A 19,917-nucleotide genomic window follows, 5' to 3' on the forward strand; every position below is an offset into this window, starting at 1 on the left:
GATGGGCGGTTCGGACAGGGACGCGGCGGCGGCGCACATGCTGGTGCCGGCGGACACCGCACAGGACGTACGGGAGCGGGCGGAGGGCGTCTCAGCACAGGTCGCCGTCCTTCCCGTGGGCAGCTACGAGCAGCACGGGCCGTACCTTCCGCTGGCCACCGACACGCTCGTCGCCTGTGCCATCGCCCGGGAGATCGCGGCAGCGCACCCGGTGCACCTCCTTCCTCCGGTGACGGTCTCCTGCTCGCACGAGCACGCGGCCTGGCCGGGGACCGTCAGCATCTCCTCCGTCACGCTGCACGCGGTGGTGCGGGACATCGCGGACTCCCTGCGCCGCTCCGGCGTCGGCGCGCTGGTGCTGGTCAACGGGCACGGCGGGAACTACGTCCTCGGCAACGTCGTCCAGGAGGCGTCGGCCCGCGGGGAGCGGCTCGCGCTGTTCCCGGCCGTCGAGGACTGGGAGGCGGCGCGCGAGCGGGCCGGGGTGGTCACCTCGCTGCTCAGCGACATGCACGCGGGGGAGATCGAGACGTCGATCCTGCTGCACGTTCATCCGCACCTTGTCCGCCCTGGGTACGAGTCCGCCGATCACCTGGCGGACGACCGCCGTCATCTGCTCACCGCCGGCATGTCCGCCTACACCGACTCGGGGGTCATCGGCCGTCCTTCCCTGGGTTCGGCGGACAAGGGGAAGGCGCTGCTGGCGAGCCTCGTGGACGCCTTCGGCGCGACCCTCGCGCTGCTGACCGGGGACGGGCCGGAGGCCGCCTGACGCATATCGCCCCACCAGCGGGCGACGAGGACGACCGCGCCCGGCAACGCCGCCGCGAGACACAGCACGCCGTAGACGACGGCGGTGGCGAGGCCGGTGCCGGCGCCGAGTCCTGCCGCGCCGAACGCCCAGGCGGTGACGCCCTCGCGGGGCCCGAAGCCGCCCACGTTGAGCGGCAGCCCCATGGCGAGCAGGGCGAGCACCGCGAGCGGCAGCAGGGCGGTGAACGGGGCGCCGCTGCCGGCGACACGGGCCGCGACGAAGAAGGTCGCCACGTGCCCGGCCAGCACGACCAGGGACGAGGCGGCGACGCCGGGTCCGTTGCGCCGCGACAGCAGCCCCTCCCGCGCCTCGGCGAGCGCCGCGCGCAGCGCCCGCGCCCGCGGGGACGCGGTGCGCTCGGCCGCGCGATGCGGGGCCCGGCCCGGCGTACGGCTCAGGCGCAGGGCGAGTACGACGGCCAGCACGCCGGCCGCGGCGAGGGCGGCGAGCGGCACCAGGCGGCGTACGTCGGCCCGCACCGGGGAGTCCACGACGAGCAGGACGCCCGCGCCGACGGCGGCCAGCGCGAGCTGCCCCGCCGTGCGCTCCAGCACCACCGCCCGCACGCCCCGGCCGAGGTCGCCCGCGCTGCGCCCGTGCCGCACGGCCCGGTGCACGTCGCCGAGGACGCCGCCGGGCAGGGCCGCGTTGAGGAACAGGGCGCGGTAGTAGTCGGCGACGGCCGCGCCCAGCGGCAGCCGGATGCGCAGCGCCCGGGCGACCAGCGTCCACCGCCAGGCGCTGGCGGCGGTGGTGAGGGCACCGAGCGCGACGGCCGCGAGCAGCGCGGTCAGGTCGATCCGCCGCAGCCCGTCCAGGAACGCGCCGGTGCCCAGCCGCCACACCAGCACCCCCAGGATGAGCAGCCCGGCGAGGGTGCCGAGGTGCCGGCGGAGGGAGCGGGAGGGGCGGGGGGCGGCGGGCGCCGTGGTCTCCTCCTCGGGTATTTGGTCCGACAGGGCCGTCACTTCGGGTGAGGCAGGCGGGCCCACCGGGTGGGTCGCCTCTGGGCGGGCCGACGGGAGCGCCTGTGCCGACGCGTCCGGCGAGACCGACACGACCGGCGAGGCCAATCCGCCCGGCGAGGCCGACTCGGCCGCCGGAGTGGGCATGGCCGCCGTAGTCGGCATAGCCGCCGGGGCCACTGCATCCGGCGTGCCCGACACGACCACCGGGGCCAATCCACCCCGCGTGCCCGACACGACCACCGGGGCCAATCCGCCCGGCGAGGCCGACTCGGCGGCCGGGGCCTCCTCCTCCGGCAGCCGACCCGACGGTGTCGTCACTTCGGACGAGGCCGACAGGACCGCCGGCCCGGACGCCTCTGGGCAGACCGGCGGGACCGCCGGGACCGGCGTGTCCGGCGAGGCCGGCACGGCCGCCGGGGCCGGACCCTCCGACGAAGTCCGCTGGGCGGTCCGCGCCGGAGCAGGGGCTGGGGCCGCCGTCATGCTGTGCCTCCCCTCGGGCGGGACAGGGCGAGCAGGTCGCTGTGGTGGACCGTGACGCGCAACTCGCCCGAGGCCAGGGCGGCCAGACGGGCCGCCAGGTACTTCTGGGCGCGGTCGGCGAGTTCGGGGCGTTGTTCGACGGCCGCGCCGACCCAGCCGCGCAGCCACTGCGCGGTCAGCGCGGCCGCGTCCGGGCCGAGCCGCCAGGGGCTGGGGCGGACGTGGACGGTCGCGCCGTGCGCGGCGAAGGCCTCGCAGGCGGCGGTGACGGCGTCGGGGCCGAGCAGTCCGGTGCGGCGCTGGTGGTCGTTGAAGGCGGCGGTGAGCTCCGCGTCCAGCGGGTCGGCCGGGGTGAACTCGACCCGGCCGGCCACCGACAGGGTGAGCAGGGCGGGGCACCCGGCGCCCGTGCACGCCGCGGCGAGCGTGTCGACCTCCTCGCGGGTGAGGACGTCCAGCAGCGCGGAGGCCGTGACCAGGCCGGCACCGGTCAGCGCGTCCGGGGTGAGCCGGGCGACGTCGCCGCGCCGGGTCTCGACGGTGACGCGGCTGCCGTCGGCGGCGGCGCGCGGGGAGGCGACGGCGGCGAAGTGCAGCAGGTAGGGGTCGCGGTCGTGCAGCACCCAGTGCTGGGGGCCGTCCAGGCGCGGGGCGAGCCAGCGGCCCATCGAGCCGGTGCCGCAGCCCAGGTCGTGCACGACCAGCCCGCCGGGGCGGCCGGGCAGGTTGGCCAGCCGGATCCGCAGCGGATCCAGCAGCTCCCCGGCGCGTGCGGAGGCGTCGGCGGCCTCCCGCAGCTCCAGCCACTCGGGCGCGTACCGCGGCGGCTCCTCCTGCTGTGCCCCGCCGTCCCGCAGCCGCAGGGTGGGCCGCTCCCCCGGGCGGGGGGCGGGCCCGGCGCCCGGGATCACCGTGTCCTCGTCCTGCCCGGCGGAAGCCGTCCGCCCCGGGCCCGGCTGGGACGGGATCATCGCGGCCCCCTGGGCGCTCGTCGTCGACTTCGTCATGCCGCGCTCCTCGGTTCGCCGGGGAGCCGGCCGAGAACGGCGGCCAGGCTCCGTGCGGTGGTGGCCCAGCCGGCGAGCGCCGCGCGGCGGGCGCGGGCGGCGGCCTTGAGCCGGCGGCGCACGTCCGCCTCGCCGAACCAGCCGCGCAGCTCGGCGGCGAGCGCGGCCGGGTCCTCCGGCGGGACGAGGATGCCGGGCACCCCGCCGTCGGGTGCGCGGCCGACCGCCTCGGGCACCCCGCCGACGTCGGTCGCCAGCACCGGAATGCCCCGGGCGAGGGCCTCGGTGACGGCCATGCCGTAGGTCTCGGCGTAGGACGCGAGGACCATCAGGTCGGCGGCGGCCCAGCTGGCGTCGAGCGCGGCGCCGGTCTGCGGTCCGGCGAGGCGGACGCGGTCTTCGAGGCCGTACGACGCGATGAGGCGGCGCAGGTCGGCGACGTACTCGGGGTCCTGGGTGAGCCCGCCGACGCACACGCAGCTCCACGGCAGGTCGGTGACGGCGGCGAGCGCCTCCACCAGCCGGTGCTGGCCCTTGCGCGGGGTGACGGCGGCGACGCACAGCAGGCGGGAGACGCCGTCGGTGCCGGGGGCGAGCGGGGCGATGTCGGCGCCGGGGGCGGCGACGTGCACCCGGTCGGGGGCGAGGCCGTGGTGGGAGACGAGGCGGCGGACGGCCCAGTCGCTGGTCGCGATCACCGCGGGCACGGCCCGCAGCACCTCCCGCTCCCGCGCGTCCAGTTCGGCCGCGACCCGCGGCGCGAGCCCGGTCTCGTCGCCGAGCGGCAGATGGACCAGGACGGCGAGCCTCAGCCGCGCCGCCTCGGGGACGACGATCTCGGGCACCCCGCAGGCGACCAGCCCGTCCAGCAGGACGACCGCCCCGTCCGGCAGCTCGCGCAGCACGCGGGCGAGTTCGCGGCGCGCCGGTTCGGCGGGGCGGGGCCAGGCGCCGTCCACCAGGTGCTGCCGCACCTGCCAGCCGAAGCCGGGCAGGTCGAGGCAGATACGGCGGTCGTAGGCGTTGCCGCCGCTCGGCGCGGCCGGGTCGGCGACGCCGCCCGGCATGACGAAGTGCACCTGCCGCAGGGCCATGGGGACGATCTCCGCGTGGGCGAGGGCCGAGTGCTGCACGGGGATGTGGCCGAGCCGCGCGGGCGATGCCACCACCGCGCCGGTCACACCGCACGCTCGTAACTCGCCCACGCGACATGCGACTCGTGGAGCGTGACGGAGATCTGGGCGATGCCCTTGGCGCCCTCCCCCAGCGCGCCCTTGTGGATGCGCTCGGCGAGGCGGTCCGCGATGACCTTGGCGAGGAACTCCGTGGAGGTGTTCACTCCGGCGAAGTCGGGCTCGTTGTCGAGGTTGCGGTAGTTCAACTCGCCGACGACGGCCCCGAGTTCGCGGGTGGCCAGTCCGATGTCGACGACGATGTTGTCGTCGTCCAGCTGCGCGCGCCGGAACGTGGCGTCCACCAGGAACGTCGCTCCGTGCAGTCGCTGCGCGGGCCCGAAGACCTCGCCGCGGAAGCTGTGGGCGACCATGATGTGATCGCGGACGGTGACACTGAACAACGGACGACCCTCCAGGTGCGGTGCGTCGGACCCCGGCCGGCGGTGGCCGGGGCTGCCGTGTAGTACGGCTCTTCGCTTCCCCGTGTTCAGCTCCCCCTCACTCTTTTCTCAGGTCAGGCACTGCTCCCGGGGTCCTGGTAGCGGATCCGGTGGCACAGGGCGGGCAGTTCGCCCGAGGCGAGCCTCGGAAGTACTTCAGGCAGTTCCTCGAAACCGGATTCACCTGTGACGAGCGCGTCGAACACGGGGTCGGCGAGCAGGTCGAGGGCGAGGGCGAGGCGGTCGCCGTAGGAGCGGGTGCCGGACCGGGCCGGGGAGACGGTGCCGACCTGGCTGCCGCGCACGGTCAGCCGCCGGGAGTGGAAGGCCTCGCCGAGGGGGACGCTCACCCGCCGGTCGCCGTACCAGCTCAGTTCGAGGACGGTGCCCTCGGTGCGCAGCAGTTCCAGGGAGCGGGCGAGGCCGGCCTCGGTGGCGCTGGCGTGGACGACGAGGTCGCAGTCGCCGCGGGCGTCCTCGGGGGCGGCGAAGTCGACGCCCAGGGCCTGCGCGGTCTTCGCGCGGGCCGGGTCGGGGTCGACGAGCTGGACGCGGACGCCGGGGAAGCGGGTGGCGAGCGCGGCCACCGAGCAGCCGATCATGCCGCCGCCGACGACCGCGATCCGGTCCCCGACCAGCGGCGGGGCGTCCCACAGGGCGTTCACGGCGGTCTCCACGGTGCCGGCGAGCACGGCCCGTCCGGCGGGCACCCGCTCCGGTACGACGGTCAGCGCGCTCACGGGGACGGCGTACCGCGTCTGGTGCGGGTACAGGCAGAACACGGTCCGCCCGAGGAGGTCGTCGGGGCCCTCCTCGACCACGCCGACGTTGAGGTAGCCGTACTTCACCGGGGCGGGGAAGTCGCCCTCCTGGAAGGGGGCGCGCATCACGGCGTGCTGGCTTGCGGGGACGCCGCCGCGGAACACCAGCGTCTCCGTGCCGCGGCTCACCCCGGAGTACAGGGTGCGCACCACCGCCTCGCCCTCGGCGGGGCCGGCGAGGGCGGTCTCACGGATCTCGCCTCGGCCCGGCGAGCTGAGCCAGAACGCGCGTGCGGTGCGGTTCATCGGCCTCCTCCTGAACGGTCGGGAAGTTGTTCACGTACCGAGAAGTGCACAGGCCGCGCACAGTACGCGGCGTTGATCGACTCTGTCACTCGGCCGGAGGGTGTGCGGTGGCCCTGAACAACCTTGACCCAGCGAGGACTGTCCAGCAGGAGCCCGCTCTGGGAGCGGGCGTACAGCTGGTACTGCTGGGCCTGCTCGGTACGGCGATCGGCATGGGCGTCGCGGGCTGGCTGACCGGCCTGGCCTTCGCGCTGGCCGGCTGGGCGGCGCTCTCCCGCGCCCTGCACCGTTCCGGCCTCGACTCCTTCGGCCCCGCCAACCGGGTCACCCTCGGCCGCGCCACCCTGGTGGGCGGGGTGACGGCCCTGGTCGCGGACTCCTTCGAGAGCGCGCCGCCGGTGACGCTGCTGGTCGGTCTGACGGCGGTGGCGCTGCTGCTGGACGGCGTCGACGGCAAGGTGGCCCGCCGCACGGGCACCTCCAGCGCGCTGGGCGCCCGCTTCGACATGGAGGTCGACGCGTTCCTGATCCTGGTGCTCAGCGTGTACGTCTCCATGGACCTCGGCCCGTGGGTGCTGCTGATCGGCGGCATGCGGTACGGCTTCGTCGCCGCGGCCCGCTGCTGGCCGTGGCTGAACGCCCCGCTCCCGCCGAGCACCGCCCGCAAGACGGTCGCCGCGCTGCAGGGCGTCCTGCTCCTGCTCGCGGGCGCGGACCTGCTGCCGCGTGCGGTCAACGCCGGGGTGGTGCTGCTGGCGCTGGGCCTGCTGGTGTGGTCGTTCGGCCGGGATGTGCGGTGGCTGTGGCTGACCGGGCGGACTGTGGAGGAGCCGCTCCCCCGCGAGCGCGAGGAGCAGGAGCCGGTCCTGGCCGCCGGCTGAGCCGGCCGGCTCCCGCGCGGTCCGCCGGGTTCAGCCGACGCCCACCGCGGACCGCCTCGGCAGGAGCCGCACCGCCGACAGCGGTACGGCGGCCAGGACCAGCCAGGGCACGGCGGGCGGCAGCCCGCTGTCGAGGAGGGCGCCGGTGGCCGCGCTGCCCACGAGGACGATCAGTCCCGACACGGAGGACAGCGCGCCCGGTGTACAGGCCGAGCCGCCCCGGCTCGGCGAGGTCGGGTACCCAGGCGCGGGCGCGATGAGCAGCCGCCCCGCGGTGAGCAGGTGAGCCGGTCGGCCTCATGGCGTGGTCGCCACCTCACGGGCCGGCACGGTCCTTTCCCGCGCCCGGGGGCGGGGCACGCGCACCCCGCCCGCCGCGCCGACCGCCAGGGCGCCGAGCAGGGCGAGGACGGCGGCGGGCGCGAGGACGGCCCAGGGGGCGCGTTCGGCGTAGGGCTGGTTCTCGGCGAGGAGCAGACCCCATTCGGGGGACGGCGGCTGGGCGCCGAGGCCGAGGAAGCCGAGGGAGGCGAGCGCGAGGGCGGTGCCGGGGAGGCGGAGCAGGGCGTGCCGGGTGACCGAGGGCAGGACCGCCGGGAGCAGTTCGCGGGTGAGGATCCACCAGCGTCCGGCGCCGAGGGCGCGGGTGGCGGTCAGGTGGAGGGTGGCGCGTTCCTGGCGCAGGAGGGCCGAGGTGTGCGCGGCGAGGGGCGCCCAGGCGACGACGGCCACGGCGAGCGCGGGCGTGGCACCGTCGCCCCCGGTGACGGCGGTGACGAGGAGGGCGACGAGGACGGGCGGTACGGCGTTGACGGTGTCGGCGACCGGTGCGGACAGCCGGGGCACCAGCCCGAGCAGCACGCCGGTGACGAGGGCGGCGGCGCCGAGGAGGCAGGCGAGCAGCAGGGTGTCGAGGGCGCCGTGGGCGATCCGGGCGAGCAGGTCCCGGCCGAGCGCGTCGGTGCCGAACGGGTGCTGGGCGGACGGGGGTTGCAGCCGGGTGGTGGTGTCGAGGGCGAGCGGGTCGCGGGGCAGGCCGAGCGCGACGACGGCGGCGAGTACGGCGGCCAGGGCAAGGGGCAGGGCGCTGCGGGCGGGCGGCGCGGGCCGGTGCAGGGTGGACAGGGCGCCGTCGCGCGGGGCGGGTCCGGTGAGCAGGCGGGCGGCGAGGTGGGCGGCGGCCGTGGTGGCGGCCGCGAGGAGCAGCAGGGCGAGGGTGCCCGCCTGGAGGACGGGCAGGTCCTGGGCGAGGGCGGCCTGGAGGGTGGTGCGGCCGAGGCCGGGGATGTCGTAGACCTGCTCGACGGTGACGGCGCCGCCGGTCAGGCCGACGACGAACAGGCCGGCGTTGGGCAGCAGTGCGGGCAGGCAGCGGCGCAGGGTCTGGCGGGCGATGCGCCGGTGCGGCAGTCCGCGGGCGGCGGCGGCCCGCGCCCAGGGTTCGGCGAACGCGCCGGGCAGCAGGTCGTCGAGGAGCCGGCCGAGGACGGCCCCGGCGGGCAGGCCGAGGGCGAGCGCGGGCAGCACCGTCCACCGGGGGCCGTACCAGCCGAGTGCGGGCAGCCAGCCGAGCTGGACGCCGACGACGGTGGCGAGGACGGAGGCGGTGAGGAACTCGGGCAGTGCGGCGAGGACGGCGGAGCCGGTGCCGGCGCGCGGGCCGCGGTGTCCGGTGCGCAGGGTGCGGGCGCACACCAGAGTGGCGGTGAGGACGGCGACGGCGAGCGCGACGGCCATGACCAGCAGGGACACTCCGAGGGCGCGCAGCACCTCCGGCGCGACCTCGGTGCCGGACACCCACGACCGTCCGGCGTCCCCGCGCGGCAGCCCCGCCAGCCAGCGCCCGAGCAGGGGCAACGGCCCCTGGTCGAGGCCCAGTTGTCCGCGGACGGCGGCGAGCACCTCGGGCGTCGGGTCGCGGTCGGCGGACCGCGCCTTGAGCACGGTGAGCGCGGGGTCGGTGCGGGCGAGCCAGGGCAGCAGGCCGATGCCGCAGACGAGGCCGGCCGCGAGCGTGAGGCGCCACAGGGCCGTGACGGGACTGCTCTTCATGGGTCAGCGGCGGGTTCCGGTGTCGATCAGGGTGCGCTCGTAGGGGTCGAGGAGCACGCCCCGCACGCCGGTCGCGACGCCGGTGAGGACGCGCTGGTGGACCAGCGGTACGACGGTGTCCGTGCCGAGGATCGCCGCCTCGGCGGCCAGTGCCGCCTCCTGCCGCTTTCCGGTGTCGGCGGTGGCCTCGGCGCGGGCGACGGCCCGGTCGATGCCGGGGTCGCACACCTGGGCGATGTTGTAGCCGCCGTGGCAGGTGTGGTCACTGGCGAGGACGGCGACGGGGTCCCCGGTGTCGACGAGGCTGTTCCGGGCGAGCACGAACGCGTCGAACTTCCCGGCGAGGGCGTCGCTCTCCAGCCGTGAGTACTCGCGCACGACGAGCCGGACCCCGAACCCGGCCTTCTCCAGCTGCTGCTTCAGCACCTGGGCGGCCTCGGGCAGTTCGGGGCGGTTGTCGTAGGTGGCGAGGGAGACGGAGACCCCGTCGGGCCGTGCGGCCCGCGCCCGCCCGACCGGCGGGGTGCGCTTGCCGGCGGCCCAGGTGACGGCGGGTCCGTAGATCCCCGAGCCGGGGTCGGCGTGTCCCTCGTAGACGCCCCGGGCGAGGGCGTCGGTGTCGACGGCGGCACGCGCGGCGGCCCGCAGCCCGGCGTCCCGGAAGGGTCCGGCCTCGCTGTTGAGCAGCAGGCTGGTGGTGCGGGTGGTGGCGGTCTCCCGCAGGGTGCCCTTGGGGAGGGCGGCGGCCTGGGAGACGGGGACCGCCTCGGCGATGTCGACGTCGCCGGTGCGCAGGGCGTTGGCGCGGGCGGTGCCGTCGGCGACGAAGCGGGCGTCGATGCCGGCGGCCTGGGCGCGTCCGCCCCAGTAGTCGTCGTGGCGGTCGAGGGTGGCGGCGGTGGCGCCGGTGACCTTGGTGAGGACGAAGGGCCCGGTGGCGGTGCCGGCGGGGTCGACGCGGCCCTGGCGGTCGTAGGCCTTCGGGGAGAACACGGCGAGGCTGGGGCTGGACAGCCGCAGGGGAAGGATCGGGTCGGGAGCCCGCGTGGAGACCTCCACGGCGTCGGCGCCGCGGGCGCGCACGGCGAGGCTGACGCCGGAGAGCGCTGCGGGCGCCGGCTGGGCCTTCCCGGCGCGGGTGAGGGCGTTGACGACGGCGGCCGGGGTGAGCGGGGTGCCGTCCTGGAAGGTGGCCTCGCGCAGGGTGAACCGCCAGGTGCGGTCGTCCTCCCGCTGCCAGGAGGAGGCGAGCGCGGGCGCGGCGGCGCCGTTGGCGTCGAGCGCGGTCAGCCCTTCGGTCACGCCGAGCCGGCTCAGCAGGGTGGCGTCGGCGCCGTAGGGCGAGAGGTTCTCGGCGGGCGGGAAGGCGAGGGCGACGCGCAGCCGGGAGCCGCCGGACCGCGAAGGGCCGTCCCCGCTCCCGGAGTCGGCGAAGCAGCCGGCCAGGCCGGGTATGAGGAGGAGGACCGTCAGCAGCCGCAGCCGACGGGACGGCGAAGCGGCGTTCACCGGCTCACCGCCTCGGCGGTCACGGTCATCGGCACCTCGAAGTGCACGGTCCGCTGCCCGTGCCCCTCGGCACGCTCGTCGAGCACGACGCGGCCGAGCGACCGCCAGAAGGCCTCGGCCCCCGGCACGGCCGGATCGGTGTGCAGATAGACGGCCCGGTATCCCCCGTCGGCTGCGGCGAAGGCGACCAGGTCCCGCACGATCCGCCGGGCGAGCCCGCGCCTGCGGTGCTCGGGCCGGACGTAGACGCGCCGCAACTGCGCGGTGGTCCCGGAGGGGTACCGCTCGGCGAGCCGGCGAGGGTTGGGCGGGTGTGCGGGGCCGCGGGAGTCGAGGGCGCCGGTGGCGGCGACCTCGCCGTCGGGGGTGACCGCGACGAGCAGGGCGTGCCGGTCGGGCGTCAGATACGCGGCGGCCGGATCGACGATGTCGCCGTGCCACCGGGGCACGTAGCCGGTGCCGAAGTCGCGGTAGACGGTGTCGAGCATGACGGCGCGGGCGGCGTCGAGGTCTTCGGGCCGTGCGGGCCTGATGCGGAAGTCAAGCACTTGCACATCATATGCAAGAAGCGTCGGAGTGATCACGACGGGCACTCTGCCACATGACATTCATTTTCAACACCTGCCCGCGACGGGCGGGACACCCCCTGGGCCTTGGGCGTTCACCAGCCCGGATACCGGTTCCACCAGTGCGGGTCCCAGCCCTGGACGTACTCGCTGCCGCTCGGGGAGTCGTCGAGTTCCAGGACCAGGTCGCGGGCCAGGGTGTCGAGGACCCAGGCCAGTTCGTGGCGGGCGACCAGGTCCGTGGGGAGTGCCTCGACGCCGTGGGTGGCGCCGAGGAGGGCGCCGGTCACGCAGGCGACCGAGTCGCCCGCCGGGGCGGTGGCCGCGAAGGCGAGGGCCGCCCGCAGGTCGGCGGGGCGGGGGAAGGACGCCGCCGCGTAGATCCCGCCGAGCAGGGCCGAGGGCGCGGTGGCGTCCGGGGCGAGACGGGCCAGGCGGGCCGGGTCGGCCGGGGCCTCGGCCGCCTCGCGGAAGGCCGCCCTCAGCCGGTCGTGCTCCTCCTCGGACAGATTGCGCGCTTCCGACGGCAGGGCGGTGAGGCCGGCGTCGAGGGCTTCCCCGAGGATCCCGTCGAAGGGGGCGTAGGGGGTGCGGTCCGGGAGCGGGTGGTTCAGGCAGTGGCGGGTCAGCAGGGCCGCGTGGACGGCGGCGGCGCGCGCGGCCGGGTCGCCGTGGGTGAGGCCGGCGAGCGCGTCGACCAGGGCGACGCCTTCGACGCCGGTGACGGCGACGGGGAGGCTGCGGGTCAGCGCGTGGGCGCCCCGGCTGGGGGTGGCCATCGCCTTCTCGCCCTCGTCGATGCGGGACAGGGCCGCCACGGTCGCCGGGGCGCTGCCGCGCCGCTCGGCCAGGGCGGGGACGCCCGCGAGCCAGCCGTCCGGCCAGGGCCGGTCGCCGGGCGACTGCCAGCGGGCGAGCATCTTCTCCGCCGCGATGCCCTGGAGGTAGGCCCACCGCGAGTACGCGTGCAGGACCACGCCGGGCGCGTAGCAGATGCCCTTGTGGTTGCCGCGGACCTGCGCGCGGATGACGCCCTCGGCCGTGAAGCAGGCGAGCTGGGTGGCGACGCCCGCCCGCAGCGGGCCGGCGTCGGGCACGGTGCCCCGGGCCGCTCCGAGGGTCTCCCCCAGGGCCAGGCCCAGCATCATCCCCCGGACCCGGGACTGCCTGGTGACGAGGTTGCGCTGGTGGTCCTTGGCGTGCGGCACGGGGGCACCCTACCGACCGGCGGACGGACGGTCAGAGACCGGCCCGCTCCAGCAGCAGGGGCAGCGCCGCCGGCTTCACCTTCTGCACCGAACGCACCTGGCCCAGGCCGAGTTCGTCACGGCCCACCGGGGCGCGGTACAGCGCCTTCGTCGCCTCGGTCAGCAGCGTCACGGGGACGAGGTACGAGCCGTCGCCGGCCTCGGAGTCCAGCCGGGGTTCCTCGTCGACCTCGCCCACGGCCGCGACCGCCGCGTCGGGGCTGGTGAAGAAGAACCACACGCGGTCGCCGGGCACCATGCGGTTGCGCCGGCTGAGCCAGAACTCCGCCTCCGGGTCCTCCTCCGCCAGGCCGAGGATCTTCTCCTTGTCGCAGGGTTCCTGGTCCAGCACGTCCCTGAGGGGGTTGAGGATGTAGATCCAGTCCGCCACGGTTTCCCCCTTGATCAGGACCACTTCGACCAGGACGTGCGCCGCACGGCGCCGCAACGCACAGTGCGGCGGCCCATCTTGCCAGGCGCGCGCCACCCGTGCGTACACATTTTCGCGTACGCCACCTCACCGCTCGCGGGCGGGGTGACCTAGCCTTGTCCGCATGCCTCCCGCCAAGACCTCGTTCGTCTGCCTGCCCTGCCGGGCCTCCTTCAAGCAGCCGTACGCCGGGGCCTGGGCGCGCCGGTGTCCGCGCTGTGCGCGGGAGTTGGTGCACGTCGGGTCGGCGTTCGCGGCGCCGCCCCGGCGGGACACCGAGGGCTGGCGGGTGCTGTCCGTGCTGCTGCACGCCGGCGTCCGCTTCCACAAGAGCTGCTGCGGCGGCCCCGGATACCGCCCGCGCACCCTGCGGGAGGTGCGCGAGCGGATGGCGTACGCCCGGCGGACGGGTGAGCCGGTCGCCCGGGCGCTCACCCGCCCCGAGGTGCCCTGAGCCCTGGCCGGGCAGGCACGTCTACCGCTTCTGCTCCACCCGCACCCAGTCCACCTCCGCCTGCACTCCCCCGGCCGCGATCCGGTCCACGCTGGACTGAGGCAGGCCCCAGTAGGGAGTGGTGACCTTGTTCCAGCCGGCCGGGTAGGCGCCGCCGAGGGCCAGGTTGAGGATCACGTACTGGTTGTGGTCGTAGACCCACTGGCCGCGCGTCGACTCCAGGACGTTGCGGGTGGTCTCCTGCACGAGGCGGTCGTCGACGTAGAACCGCATCGCCGTCGGGGTCCACTCCACGGCGTACGTGTGCCACTGGTCGGCGCGGCCGCCGTTCGGGTAGGTCTGGCGGGCGCCGATGTTGCCGTCGGCGGAGTAGCCGGGGCCGTGCAGGGCGCTGCTCGTCCAGTCGGCGTAGCCGATGTTCTCCATGATGTCGGTCTCGCCGGAGGCCGGCCAGGACACCGACGGGTCGTCGACGTTGCTGCCGAGCAGCCAGAAGGCGGGCCAGTAGCCGTCGCCCACCGGGAGCTTCATACGGGCGCTGACCCGGCCGTAGGAGAAGTCGAACCTGGTGTGGGTGTCGATGCGGCCGGAGGTGAAGTCGTAGGTGGTGCCGCCCGCCTGGGTGCAGCCCTTGCAGTACCTGGCGCGCAGGACCAGGCTGCCGTTCTCGGTGCGGATGTTCTGCGGGGAGTCGACGTACGCCTGTGACTCGCCGTTGACCGGGCCCATCTCGGTGCCGGTGCGCACCACCCGCCACTTGGAGCGGTCGAGCCCGGCCGAGGTGAAGTCGTCGAAGAACGTGGTCTGGTAGGTGCCCTGCTGCTCGCCGGGGAGGGCCGGGTAGGCGGCCGAGGCGCTGCCGCCGGTGCCCCAGACCTGGAACTCGTAGAGGGAGTAGCCGAACTGGGCCGTGGCGGGGGCGGGGTTGTAGAAGGAGCGGCGTTCCTTGCCGAGCATGCGGACGTAACGGCCGGTCGCCGGCTGGGGCAGGCGGATGGTGTCGTGCAGGCCGGTCGCCTCCGCCGGGGACTTGACGTTGGCGCGGCGGGCGGCGACGTCGGACGCCGAGGGCTGGTACACCGTGCGCCAGGTGCGGTTGTCGTCGGAGACCTGGAGCTGGTAGTCGACGGCGTAGGCCGCCTCCCAGTACAGGTCGACCGTGTCGATCGTCGACGTCGCGCCCAGGTCGACCGCGACCCAGCGGTCCGCGTTCCAGTCGCTGGACCAGCGGGTGGCGTCGGCCTTGAGGTCGGCCGGCCAGCCGCCGTCGGTGACGAACGCCGGTGAGTTGCCCGCGTGCTGGTAGAAGTTCGAGTAGGCGGGGTGGTTCAGGGCGAGGTTGGCGCGGGTCGTGGCGGCCGGGGCCGGTTCGCCGCCGTAGACGCGGAAGGACCACAGCGAGTAGCCGTACGGGGTGGCGCGCTGGATGCCCCGCAGGCGGAGGTAGCGGCCGGTCACCTCCTGGGGGTAGGTGTGGGCGGTCACCGTGCCGCCCTTGCCGTCGGTCTCGGTGAAGAACGGCGTCCAGTCCGTGCCGTTCTTCGAGATCTCCAGGGCGTAGCGCTTGCCGTAGGCGGCCTCCCAGTCGAGCACCACCCGGTCGACGCGGATCGTCGATCCGAGGTCGAGGCGGATCCAGGCGTCGTCGGCGAAGTTGCTGGACCAGCGGGTGGAGCCGTTGCCGTCGAAGGCGAGGCCGGGCGCGGTGCCGCCGTTCTCGCTGCCGGAGGCGGTGACGGCGGCGGGGTTCACGGCGTAGGCGGCGGCCGCGCGGTCGGTGTCCCAGCCGGCCGCGGCGGCGGTGGGCGCGGCGGCGGCCGGTGCGGTCAGGGCCGGGCCCGCGGCGAGCAGGGCGAGGGCGGCCAGGGCGGTCAGGAGCACGCGTGGGGTACGGCGCGTGCGGGGGGTGCGGACGGTCATGCGGCTCTCCTCCGTGTGGGGTGCGGTGAGGAACAACGGGTGACGCGTTCATGACAGAAAAAGGGGGGTGTGCGGGCCTGGGGGGCGGCCCTCGCCGCGGTGGGCGCCGGCTCCCGCACCGGCGTCCACCACGGCTCCGCGGTCTCAGGCGGCCCGTGCCGTCCTGTCCCGGTGGGCACGGATGATCTCCGCATAGTGGTGGCCGCTGCCCTTGATGGTGCGCTTCTGGGTGCGGTAGTCGACGTGGACCAGGCCGAACCGCTTGTCGTAGCCGTACGCCCACTCGAAGTTGTCCAGCAGCGACCAGGCGAAGTAGCCGGCCAGCGGGGCGCCCCGGCGGGCGGCGCGGGCGCAGGCGGCCAGGTGCTGGGTCAGGTACTCCTGGCGCTCGGGGTCGTCGACCGTGCCGTCCGGGCGGACGACGTCCGGGTAGGACGAGCCGTTCTCGGTGACGTAGATGCGGCGCGCCCGGTACTCGTGGGTGAGGCGCATCAGCAGGTCCTCGATGCCAGTCGCGTCGACCTCCCAGTCCATGCCGGTGCGCGGCACGCCCGGGCGGCGCACGGAGCGCACGTGCGGGGCGGGACCGGCGGGGTCGTCGGCGACGGTCATCGGGAAGTAGTAGTTCAGGCCCAGCCAGTCCAGCGGCGCCGCGATCAGCTCCAGGTCGCCGTCCTTCTCCGGGAGGTCGACGCCGTACAGCTCGCGCATGTCCTCGGGGAAGCCGCGGCCGTGCACCGGGTCGAGCCACCAGCGGTTGGTGTGGCCGTCCATGCGGCGGGCGGCGGCGACGTCCTCGGGGCGGGGGGTGGCCGGGTGCACGGTGGAGAGGTTGTTGACGATGCCGACCTGGGCGCCGGGCGCGGCGGCACGGATCGCCTGGGTGGCCAGGCCGTGGCCGAGGAGCAGGTGGTACGAGGCCCGGACGGCGGCCGTGAGGTCGGTCAGGCCGGGCGCCATCTTCCCTTCCAGGTGGCCGATCCACGCCGAGCAGAGCGGCTCGTTGAGGGTGGCCCAGTGGGTGACGCGGTCGCCGAGCCGCTCGGCCACCACGGCGGCGTACGCGGCGAAGTGCTCGGCGGTCGCCCGCTCCGGCCAGCCGCCGCGGTCCTGGAGGACCTGCGGCAGGTCCCAGTGGTAGAGGGTGACGGACGGGGTGATGCCCGCCTCCAGCAGGCCGTCGATCAACTCGTCGTAGAAGTCCAGGCCCTTGCGGTTGACCGGGCCGTCGCCGCCCGGCACGACCCGCGGCCAGGCGATCGACAGCCGGTAGGCGTCGGTGCCGAGCTGCCGCATCAGGGCGATGTCCTCGCGCCAGCGGTGGTAGTGGTCGCAGGCGACGTCGCCGTGGTCGTCGCCGTCGATCTTCCCCGGGGTGTGGGAGAAGGTGTCCCAGATCGACGGGGAACGGCCGTCCTCCGCCACGGCACCCTCGATCTGGTACGCCGATGTGGCCGTGCCCCACAGGAAGTCGTGCGGGAGTGCGGCGAAGTCGATGGTCACAGAGGTCCTTTCGGCAGGCGGGGAGGGGGTCACTTGACGGCTCCGGCCGTCAGCCCGGCGACGAGATAGCGCTGGAGCAGCAGGAAGCCGGCCACCACGGGGACGCTGACCACGAGCGAGGCGGCCATGATCTGGTTCCAGTACACGTCGTTGAGGGTGGAGTAGCCCTGCAGGCCCACGGCGAGCGTGCGGGTGGTGTCGTTGGTCATGACGGAGGCGAAGAGCACCTCGCCCCACGCGGTCATGAAGGCGTACACGGCGACGGCGACGATGCCGGGGACCGCCGCCGGGACGACGACCCGGAACAGGGCGCCGAGCGGGCCGCAGCCGTCGACCAGCGCCGCCTCGTCCAGATCGCGCGGCACGGAGTCGAAGTAGCCGATCAGCATCCAGATCGAGAACGGCAGCGAGAAGGTCAGATACGTCAGGATCAGCCCGCCGCGCGAGCCGAACAGGGCGATGCCGGTGGCGTTGCCGATGTTGACGTAGAGGAGGAAGAGGGGCAGCAGGAAGAGGATGCCCGGGAACATCTGCGTCGACAGCACGGTGACCGTGAAGACGCGCTTGCCGCGGAAGTCGTAGCGGCTGACGGCGTACGCGGCGAACACCGCGATCACCACCGAGCAGACCGTCGCCGCGCCCGCCACGATCAGGGAGTTCACGAAGTACTTGGCGAGCGGGACCGTCGACCAGATGTCGATGTACGGGCGGATCGTCAGACCGCTGGGCAGCCAGCGGAAGGTGCCCGAGACGTCCGCGAGGGGCTTCAGCGAGCTGGACACCATGACGTACACCGGCAGCAGGACGAAACCGGTGAGCAGGGTGAGGAAGACCCGCCGGGCCCACAGGAAGGAACGGGGCGGCGCCAGCGGCGAGCTGCGCCGCACGGCCAGGGACGGATCAGGCATCGGCGGTCCTCCGTCCGCGCGAGGTGACGGCGAGGTAGACGCCGGTCACGAGGAGCAGGAAGAGCAGCAGCAGGACGGACATCGCCGAGCCGGTGCCGAAGTTCCAGGTGACGAACGACGCCTGGTAGATGTGGACCGAGATCAGGTCGGCGGCCTGCGGGGCCGCCTTGCCGAACATCACGTACGGCGTGTTGAAGTCGTTGAACGTCCACAGGAACAGCACCAGGACCAGCACCTGGTTGACCGGGCGCAGCGACGGCAGGGTGATGCGGCGGATCTGCTGCCACATCCCGGCGCCGTCCAGCGCGGCGGCCTCGTACAGCTCGCCCGGGATGTTCTGCAGGCCGGCCATGACAATGAGGAAGGCGAACGGCCAGCCCTTCCACACCGACACGGTCAGCAGCGCCCAGAAGCTGTTGTCGCCGATCAGCCAGAACGACGGCTCGTCGGTGAGGTGCAGCTGGTCGTGCAGGACGTGGTTCACCAGGCCGTTGTCGTGCTGGAACATGAACACCCAGGTGATGACGGCGGTGTACACCGGCAGCGCGTACGGCACCAGGAACAGCGTCCTGAGCAGGCCCCGGCCGCGGAAGGTGTCCTGCATGAAGACGGCCGCGGCGGTGCCGATCAGCCAGCACAGGCCGACCGAGAGCAGGGTGAAGCCGACGGTGACGAGGAAGGAGTGCAGCAGGGCCTCGCCGACGGGGGCGTCGAAGTCGACCGACACCTTGTAGTTGTCGAGGCCGGACCAGGGCGCGGTGCCCCAGTCGCGGATGTAGAACTGGGTGAGCTGCTTGAAGCTCATCACGATGCCGATGACCATCGGCACCAGGTGCACGAGGAGTTCGAGCACCAGGGCGGGCAGCAGAAGAAGGTACGGCAGTCCGATGCGGCGGATCCGCCCGGTGCGGCGGCGGGGAGTGCCGGAAGGCGCCGCACCGGGCGAGTTCTTGCGCACCGCGGGTTCGGCGGCGGTGGTGGTCATCGTGCTCACTTCGCCGGCATCTGCTGCTGGGCCTTCTCCAGCTTCGCCTTCACCGACTCCGTGGTGACCGCGCGGCCGGCGGCGGCGTCGGCGAACAGCTCCTTGACGGCCGTGCCGACCGCCGTCTCGAACTGCGACTCGTCGGGCACCTGGGGCAGGGCGGCCGCGCTGCGGGCGAGGGTGTCCTTCAGGACGGCGTTGGCGGGGGCGGTGAACGCGGCGTCGGCCTGGGCGGTCTTCACCGGCGGGATGGAGCTGTACGCCTTGTTGAGGATCTTCTGCTCCTCGTCGCTGGTCATGAACTTCACGAACTTGGCGGCGCCGTCGAGGTTGTCGGTGTTCTTGAACACGGCCAGGTTGATGCCGGCGACCATCGAGTTGACCTGGGTGCCGGTGCCGGGGGTGCCGGACTGCACGGGCACGGGGGCGATGCCGTAGGCGTCCTCGCTCATGCCCTGCGACTTGAGGTTGGCGGAGGCGGACTGCCACAGCAGCATCGCCGTCTTGCCCTTGGCGAAGTCGCTGACGGACTGGTTCTGCGCGTACTCGGCGTTGCCGGCCGGTATGGCCTTGTCCTTGGCCATCAGGTCGACGTACTGCTTGACGGCGTCCACGACCTTGGGGTTGGTGAAGTCGGGCTTGCCGTCGGCGGTGAAGAAGTCGGCACCGTGCTGCTTGGCGAAGACGAAGATGTGGTGGATGTTCTCGGAGACGTTGGCGCCCTCGGCGCCGAGCACCTGCTTGCCCTTGGCCTGGATCTTCTTGCCGTCGGCGACCAGCTCGGCCCAGGTGGCCGGGGGCTTGGCGATACCGGCGTCGGCGAAGATCTGCTTGTTGTAGTAGAGGGCGTACGCCATCGAGTACAGCGGTACGGCGGCCGGGTCCTGGCCGGGGACACCGGTGGAGCCGAGCGCGGAGTCGACGAAGCGGTCCTTGCCGCCGATCTTGGAGAAGTTCTGCGCGTCCCAGGGCAGCAGCGCGCCGGTCGCCTGGAGGGAGGCCGACCAGGTGTTGCCGATGTTCAGCACGTCCGGGCCCTGGCCGGAGGTGGTGGCGGTGAGGATCCGGTTCAGCAGGTCCGACCAGGGGACGACCTCCAGCTTCACCTCGATGCCGGTCTGCTTCTCGAACTTGTCGAGTTCGGGCTGGAGGACCTTCTTGTCGATCTCGATACTGGCGCCCTGGTTGGAGGCCCAGTAGGTGAGCGTCTTGGGCGAGTCGTTGGACCCGCCACCCGTCGACGAACCGCCTCCGCAGGCCGACGCGGCCAGGACGAGAGACAGGGTGACGGCGCCTGTGGCCGCGGCTCGGATGCTGCGCATGGCTCCCGGTGTCCCTTCAGGGGTTGCACTCATGGCTTAATTTAGGACGTGAGTTAATCCGGCGGCGAGGGGGACGTCAAGGGGTCGGGACATCACTATTCGAACCTGGCGGGGGCGACGTTCACTTCTTGAATGCGGGGAGCCGCCCTGGACGGCCGGGGAGGCCTCCCCCGTGTCGACGGGAGA

At 74.2% G+C, this 19,917-nt stretch carries 17 protein-coding genes and 2 pseudogenes; 3 read left to right on the plus strand and 16 right to left on the minus strand.

What is annotated here, in order from left to right; translation table 11 throughout:
- Position 1 precedes the first annotated feature (1 nt).
- Positions 2-772, plus strand: coding sequence for a creatininase family protein (locus IE308_RS05685; RefSeq protein ID WP_162655647.1), 771 nt, complete (start codon positions 2-4; stop codon positions 770-772).
- Positions 773-891: 119 nt separating this feature from the next.
- On the opposite strand, the pseudogene IE308_RS36785 reads toward IE308_RS05685, so the two are convergent.
- The 5 genes and pseudogenes from IE308_RS36785 to IE308_RS05705 form a co-directional block, all read right to left on the minus strand.
- Positions 892-2,265: pseudogene (locus IE308_RS36785) on the minus strand (lysylphosphatidylglycerol synthase transmembrane domain-containing protein); the annotation flags it as partial.
- On the minus strand, positions 2,262-3,272 hold the full coding sequence (locus tag IE308_RS05690) for a class I SAM-dependent methyltransferase (RefSeq protein ID WP_190216834.1): 1,011 nt from the start codon (positions 3,270-3,272) through the stop codon (positions 2,262-2,264). The gene IE308_RS05690 and the pseudogene IE308_RS36785, both read right to left, overlap by 4 nt.
- Positions 3,269-4,477 (minus strand): glycosyltransferase family 4 protein, encoded by a 1,209-nt coding sequence (locus tag IE308_RS05695; RefSeq protein ID WP_190216835.1) that lies wholly within the window; start codon positions 4,475-4,477, stop codon positions 3,269-3,271. The genes IE308_RS05690 and IE308_RS05695 overlap by 4 nt, the downstream gene beginning before the upstream one ends.
- A complete protein-coding gene (locus IE308_RS05700; RefSeq protein ID WP_110633104.1) occupies positions 4,450-4,848 on the minus strand; it encodes a 6-pyruvoyl trahydropterin synthase family protein in 399 nt (132 codons plus the stop codon). The genes IE308_RS05695 and IE308_RS05700 overlap by 28 nt, the downstream gene beginning before the upstream one ends.
- A gap of 113 nt (positions 4,849-4,961) precedes the next feature.
- Positions 4,962-5,954, minus strand: coding sequence for a zinc-dependent alcohol dehydrogenase (locus IE308_RS05705; RefSeq protein ID WP_190216836.1), 993 nt, complete (start codon positions 5,952-5,954; stop codon positions 4,962-4,964).
- A 107-nt stretch (positions 5,955-6,061) separates the two neighbouring features.
- Between IE308_RS05705 and IE308_RS05710 the strand changes: the two genes are divergently transcribed.
- Positions 6,062-6,835, plus strand: coding sequence for a CDP-alcohol phosphatidyltransferase family protein (locus IE308_RS05710; RefSeq protein ID WP_190216837.1), 774 nt, complete (start codon positions 6,062-6,064; stop codon positions 6,833-6,835).
- 30 nt (positions 6,836-6,865) lie between these two features.
- Here the strand turns inward: IE308_RS05710 and IE308_RS05715 are convergent.
- The 6 genes and pseudogenes from IE308_RS05715 to IE308_RS05740 form a co-directional block, all read right to left on the minus strand.
- A pseudogene (locus tag IE308_RS05715) lies at positions 6,866-7,088 on the minus strand (MFS transporter); the annotation flags it as partial.
- A gap of 44 nt (positions 7,089-7,132) precedes the next feature.
- Positions 7,133-8,887, minus strand: a complete 1,755-nt coding sequence (locus IE308_RS05720) for an ABC transporter permease subunit (protein ID WP_190216838.1) — start codon at positions 8,885-8,887, stop codon at positions 7,133-7,135.
- A 3-nt stretch (positions 8,888-8,890) separates the two neighbouring features.
- Entirely contained in the window at positions 8,891-10,396 is a 1,506-nt protein-coding gene (locus IE308_RS05725; RefSeq protein WP_190216839.1) for an ABC transporter substrate-binding protein, read from the minus strand.
- On the minus strand, positions 10,393-10,944 hold the full coding sequence (locus IE308_RS05730) for a GNAT family N-acetyltransferase (protein ID WP_190216840.1): 552 nt from the start codon (positions 10,942-10,944) through the stop codon (positions 10,393-10,395). The genes IE308_RS05725 and IE308_RS05730 overlap by 4 nt, the downstream gene beginning before the upstream one ends.
- 113 nt (positions 10,945-11,057) lie before the next feature.
- Positions 11,058-12,170: an ADP-ribosylglycohydrolase family protein gene (locus IE308_RS05735; RefSeq protein WP_229908712.1), complete on the minus strand. Its 1,113-nt coding sequence runs from the start codon at positions 12,168-12,170 to the stop codon at positions 11,058-11,060.
- A gap of 31 nt (positions 12,171-12,201) precedes the next feature.
- Positions 12,202-12,600 carry a hypothetical protein gene (locus IE308_RS05740; protein ID WP_110637266.1) on the minus strand — a complete coding sequence of 133 codons (399 nt, stop codon included), beginning with the start codon at positions 12,598-12,600 and terminating at the stop codon, positions 12,202-12,204.
- 163 nt (positions 12,601-12,763) lie between these two features.
- Between IE308_RS05740 and IE308_RS05745 the strand changes: the two genes are divergently transcribed.
- Positions 12,764-13,093 (plus strand): deoxyxylulose-5-phosphate synthase, encoded by a 330-nt coding sequence (locus IE308_RS05745; protein ID WP_190216841.1) that lies wholly within the window; start codon positions 12,764-12,766, stop codon positions 13,091-13,093.
- A 21-nt stretch (positions 13,094-13,114) separates the two neighbouring features.
- Here the strand turns inward: IE308_RS05745 and IE308_RS05750 are convergent, their stop codons facing one another.
- The 5 genes from IE308_RS05750 to IE308_RS05770 all read right to left on the minus strand — a co-directional run bounded on the left by IE308_RS05750 (position 13,115) and on the right by IE308_RS05770 (position 19,731).
- A complete protein-coding gene (locus tag IE308_RS05750; protein WP_190216842.1) occupies positions 13,115-15,013 on the minus strand; it encodes a discoidin domain-containing protein in 1,899 nt (632 codons plus the stop codon).
- A 144-nt stretch (positions 15,014-15,157) separates the two neighbouring features.
- Entirely contained in the window at positions 15,158-16,516 is a 1,359-nt protein-coding gene (locus IE308_RS05755) for a GH1 family beta-glucosidase (RefSeq protein WP_190216843.1), read from the minus strand.
- Between the two features lie 29 nt (positions 16,517-16,545).
- Positions 16,546-17,385: a carbohydrate ABC transporter permease gene (locus IE308_RS05760; RefSeq protein WP_110637262.1), complete on the minus strand. Its 840-nt coding sequence runs from the start codon at positions 17,383-17,385 to the stop codon at positions 16,546-16,548.
- A 31-nt stretch (positions 17,386-17,416) separates the two neighbouring features.
- Complete coding sequence (locus tag IE308_RS05765; RefSeq protein ID WP_110637264.1) at positions 17,417-18,409, minus strand: carbohydrate ABC transporter permease; 993 nt, start codon at positions 18,407-18,409, stop codon at positions 17,417-17,419.
- A gap of 5 nt (positions 18,410-18,414) precedes the next feature.
- Positions 18,415-19,731, minus strand: a complete 1,317-nt coding sequence (locus IE308_RS05770; RefSeq protein WP_190216844.1) for an ABC transporter substrate-binding protein — start codon at positions 19,729-19,731, stop codon at positions 18,415-18,417.
- Between the last annotated feature and the right edge of the window lie 186 nt (positions 19,732-19,917).

This window comes from Streptomyces griseosporeus (assembly GCF_014656055.1).
Taxonomy (GTDB): domain Bacteria; phylum Actinomycetota; class Actinomycetes; order Streptomycetales; family Streptomycetaceae; genus Streptomyces; species Streptomyces griseosporeus.